Source organism: Nguyenibacter vanlangensis, from assembly GCF_013376155.1.
GTDB classification, from domain to species: Bacteria; Pseudomonadota; Alphaproteobacteria; order Acetobacterales; family Acetobacteraceae; genus Gluconacetobacter; species Gluconacetobacter vanlangensis.
The window spans coordinates 1-4,166 of sequence record NZ_JABXXP010000240.1 but is presented as its reverse complement, the minus strand read 5'-3'; the positions used below and the strand labels follow the sequence as shown (position 1 = coordinate 4,166).

5 protein-coding genes and 1 pseudogene are annotated in these 4,166 nt (G+C 68.5%); 5 read left to right on the top strand and 1 reads right to left on the bottom strand.

The window, feature by feature from the left end:
- From sufD to HUK84_RS11495, 5 genes are all read left to right on the top strand, one after another.
- On the top strand, positions 1 to 1,063 hold a 1,063-nt coding region (gene sufD / locus HUK84_RS11515; RefSeq protein ID WP_176640422.1), incomplete at its 5' end, for a Fe-S cluster assembly protein SufD.
- 1 nt (position 1,064) lies between these two features.
- On the top strand, positions 1,065 to 2,315 hold the full coding sequence (locus HUK84_RS11510; RefSeq protein WP_176640421.1) for a cysteine desulfurase: 1,251 nt from the start codon (positions 1,065 to 1,067) through the stop codon (positions 2,313 to 2,315).
- A gap of 41 nt (positions 2,316 to 2,356) precedes the next feature.
- On the top strand, positions 2,357 to 2,806 hold the full coding sequence (locus HUK84_RS11505) for an iron-sulfur cluster assembly scaffold protein (RefSeq protein WP_176640420.1): 450 nt from the start codon (positions 2,357 to 2,359) through the stop codon (positions 2,804 to 2,806).
- A 7-nt stretch (positions 2,807 to 2,813) separates the two neighbouring features.
- Complete coding sequence (locus HUK84_RS11500; RefSeq protein ID WP_374729319.1) at positions 2,814 to 3,317, top strand: SUF system Fe-S cluster assembly protein; 504 nt, start codon at positions 2,814 to 2,816, stop codon at positions 3,315 to 3,317.
- A gap of 63 nt (positions 3,318 to 3,380) precedes the next feature.
- Positions 3,381 to 3,761: a HesB/IscA family protein gene (locus tag HUK84_RS11495; RefSeq protein ID WP_176640419.1), complete on the top strand. Its 381-nt coding sequence runs from the start codon at positions 3,381 to 3,383 to the stop codon at positions 3,759 to 3,761.
- A 126-nt stretch (positions 3,762 to 3,887) separates the two neighbouring features.
- Here the strand turns inward: HUK84_RS11495 and HUK84_RS11490 are convergent.
- Positions 3,888 to 4,166 (bottom strand): annotated as a pseudogene (locus HUK84_RS11490) (class I SAM-dependent RNA methyltransferase); the annotation flags it as partial.

Below are 4,166 nucleotides of genomic sequence, written 5' to 3'. Positions count from 1 at the left end.
CGACCCGGCGCGGGTCGAGGCGATCCTGGCCGAGGCCGGACGGGTCTTCGGGCTGGAGCCCGGTCTGCCGCGCGCGGTACTGGTCAATGGCCGGTTCGATCCTGCGCTTTCGCGCCTGCCGGCCGGAGTGCGCGCGGTACGGTTCAACGAGGCGACCGACCTGCCGCCGGCCGATGACGTGGCGAGCGCGCTGAATGCGCTGCTGGCCGAGGACGGGCTGGTGCTGCATGTCGCCTCCGGCCATGATGCAGGCCGGATGGCGCTGCTGTCGGTGGTGATCGCGGGGGATACGCCGGTGTCGGTCCATCCGCGGCACCGGATCGTGCTGGAGCCGGGGGCGAGATTGTCGCTGCTGGACCTGGCGGTCGGGCAGGGGAATTATCTGAACAACTCGGTCATCGACATCGCGGTCGCGGACGGGGCGTCGCTGGTCCATGCCAAGCTGCAGGCCGAGGATGTTTCGGCGCGGCATCTGGCGGTGGTTCACGCCGATATCGGCGCGGGCGCGCATTATGACAGTTTTACCCTGACCCTGGGGGCGGGGCTGGCCCGGCACGAGGTCCATGCCCGGCTGGGGGCCGAGGGCGGCGTGGTGCACGTCAACGGCGCGCAATTGCTGGACGGGCGGCAGCATGCCGACCTGACCAGCGTGATCACCCACGGCGCGCCGGCCTGCAATTCGCGCCAGACGGTGAAGAACGTGCTGTCGGAGCATGCGCGCGGCGTGTTCCAGGGCAAGATCCTGGTCGAGCGCATTGCGCAGAAGACCGACGGTTACCAGATGAACCAGGCGCTGCTGCTGTCCGAGACGGCCGAGATCGATGCCAAGCCGGAGCTTGAGATCTATGCCGACGACGTGCGCTGCAGCCATGGGGCGACGGTGGGCGCGCTGGACGGCGACCAGTTGTTCTATCTGCGCAGCCGCGGCGTGGCCGAGCACGAGGCGCGCGCCATCCTGATCAAGGCGTTCCTGCATGACGCGGTCGCGCTGATGGGGGACGACATGTTGCGCGCGGTGCTGGATCGCGCGGTCGAATCCTGGTGGAACCGGAAGGACGCATAAGATGGACCTGTCGCCCGTCGTCATGACCGACCCGATCGACGCGCTGCGCGGCCTGCGCGACGATTTTCCGATCCTGAACGAGACGGTGCACGGCAAGGCGCTGGTCTTTCTGGACAGCGCGGCGTCGGCGCAGAAGCCGGTACAGGTGATCGATGCCATGGCGGGCGCGATGCGCACCCAGTACGCCAACATCCATCGCGGCCTGCACTGGATGAGCGAGCGGACGACCGAGGCGTATGAAGGGGTGCGGGACCAGGTTGCCGGGCTGATCGGCGCGCCGTCGCGCGAGGAGATCATCTTTACCCGCAACAGCACCGAGGCGATCAATCTGGTCGCCCATTCCTTCGGCAGCCTGATGCGGCCGGGGCAGGCAGTGGTGATTTCGGAAATGGAGCACCATGCCAACCTGGTGCCCTGGCAGATGCTGCGCGACCGCACGGGCATCGAGCTGCGGGTGGCGCCGATCAGCGATGACGGCGATCTGGAGCTGGATGCTCTGGGGCGGCTGCTGGAGGATGGCAGGGTCGCGCTGGTGGCGGTGACCCATATGTCCAACGTGCTGGGCAGCGTGACCCCGGCGCGGCGGATCGCGGACATGGCGCATGACGCGGGCGCGCGCGTGCTGTTCGACGGCAGCCAGATGGTGGTGCACCGCAAGGTGGACGTGCAGGCGATCGGGGCGGATTTCTATGCCTTTACCGGGCACAAGCTGTATGGCCCCAGCGGGATCGGCGTGCTGTGGGGACGGCGCGCGCTGCTGGACGAGATGCCGCCCTTCATGGGCGGGGGCGAAATGATTTCCGAGGTCCGGTTCGAGGGATCGCGCTGGGCGGCGGTGCCGCATAAGTTCGAGGCCGGGACGCCCGCGATCGTCGAGACGATCGGGCTGGGGGCGGCGATTTCCTATATCGAGGCGGTCGGGTACGACGCGATCGCGGCGCATGAGGCGGCGCTGGTGTCCCACGCCCTGGAGCGCCTGGGCGACGTGCCGGGCCTGCGTGTGGTCGGGCGGCCGGCCGATCGGGGCGGCGTGATCTCGTTCGTCATGAAAGATGCGCACCCGCATGACATCGCGACCCTGCTGGACCGGAGCGGGATCGCCGTGCGGGCCGGGCATCATTGCGCCGAGCCGCTGATGCGCCGCCTGGGGCTGAGTGCGACGGCGCGGGCCAGTTTCGGCGTGTATACGACGCGTGAGGAAGTGGACATGCTGGCCACGGCGCTGGAGCAGATCCGCTCCTTCTTCATCTGAAGACCGGCATCTGAAAATCGGCATCTGAGGATCGAGGGGGAATGGACCAGGAGGGGATCTATCAGCAGCAGGTGATGGACCGGGCCCGTGCGCCCGTCCATGCCGGTCTGCCCGAGGGCGCGACGCATGAGGGAACGGGCGTGAACCCGATGTGCGGCGACCAGGTGCGGGTCGGGCTGGTGCTGGACGGGCAGGGGCGGGTGGCGCGGATCGGCCATCGGACCCGGGGGTGCGCGATCTGCGTGGCTTCGGCCGATCTGATGGCCGAGCTGGCGCTGGGGTGCGACGGTGGCGAATTGAAGGCGGTGTCGGCCGCGTTCGACAGGATGGTGCGCGACGGCGGTGCCGCGCCCCGCGACGAATTGGCGGTGTTCGCGCCGCTGCGGCGGCATCGGTCGCGGATACGCTGCGCCACCCTGCCTTGGTCGGCGCTGGAGACCGCGCTGGCGGATGGCCGGCAGTGCGCGACGGACGAATCAAAGGACGGATGAGACGGGAATGAACGTGCAATCCGAAAAGATCGAGACGGCGGAGGCGACCGGGACCGGGCCTGCAGAGGCCGGGACTGCCGGGTTTTCGTTCGACGCGCCGGCTTCCGAGCCGGACGGGTCGGTCGAGAGCTGGACGCCGGAGGAGATGCCTCCGGCCCGGGGAGCGGAGCCGGGAACGAAGCCGGGAACGAAGCCGACTGGGGACGGAACGCCCGACGAGGATGCGGTGATCGCGGCGATCGCCAGCGTCTATGACCCGGAGATACCGGTGAATATCTACGAGCTTGGCCTGATCTATGCGATCGACCTGCATCGTGACGGCAAGGTGCGGATCGAGATGACGCTGACCGCGCCCAACTGTCCCAGCGCGCAGGAACTGCCCGCGCAGGTGCAGGAGGCGGTGCGTGCGGTGGCCGGCGTGACCGGCGCCGAGGTCGAGATCGTCTGGGACCCGCCGTGGGACATGTCGCGGATGAGCGACGATGCCCGCCTGGCCCTGAACATGTTCTGAACAGGTTTTGAATGCCGCTTTCGGGAGAATGCCCCCCCAATGACCCAACCAACGACCCAGCCGATGACCCAGCCAATCGGCGGAACGCCCGCCGCCACCCGCCCGGCGCGCGCGCTGCCGCCGCTGATGTCGCTGTCCGACCGTGCCGCCGAGCGGCTGCGCGCCCTGTATGACACCGCCCATGCCGGCCAGTTGCTGCGCGTCGCGGTGTCGACCAAGGGCTGTTCGGGCCATGGCTACGACATGAGCTTCGTCGGGGAGCCCGGTCCGGGGGACGAAATCGTGACCGACAAGGGGGTGACCCTGCTGGTGGACCGCAAGGCGACCCTGTTCCTGATCGGCACGGTGATGGATTACGAGGTGAAGCAACTGGAAGCAGGCTTTACCTTCATCAATCCGAACGAGAAAGGCCGCTGCGGCTGCGGCGAGAGCTTCCACGTCTGATGCGGGCCAGGCGAGGGCGCTGCCCTCGACCCGCAAGGAGTCGCGGACCCCTTGACCCCAATCTGTTGACAAATAAATGGTTTCCAAAGGCGCCGCCTTTGGTGGGGTCCGGGGCGAAGCCCCGGGTTACCGGCCCGGGCGCCGGGGGCGTCTGGGAGCGGTGAAGACGCACACGGCTTCGGTTTCCGTGGACCAGAGGAACTGGTCGATCACCGTGAGGCTGTCCAGCGTGTAGCCCGCGTCCTTGAGGCCCGCGACGTCGCGGGCCAGGGCCTGGGGATTGCAACTGACATAGATGATGCAGGGCGGGCGCCCGGCGATGATCTGCGCCATCTGCGCGCCGGCCCCGGCATAGGGCGGGTCCAGCACCACGGCGCCGGCCTGGGCCAGGTGCTGCGCCATGAC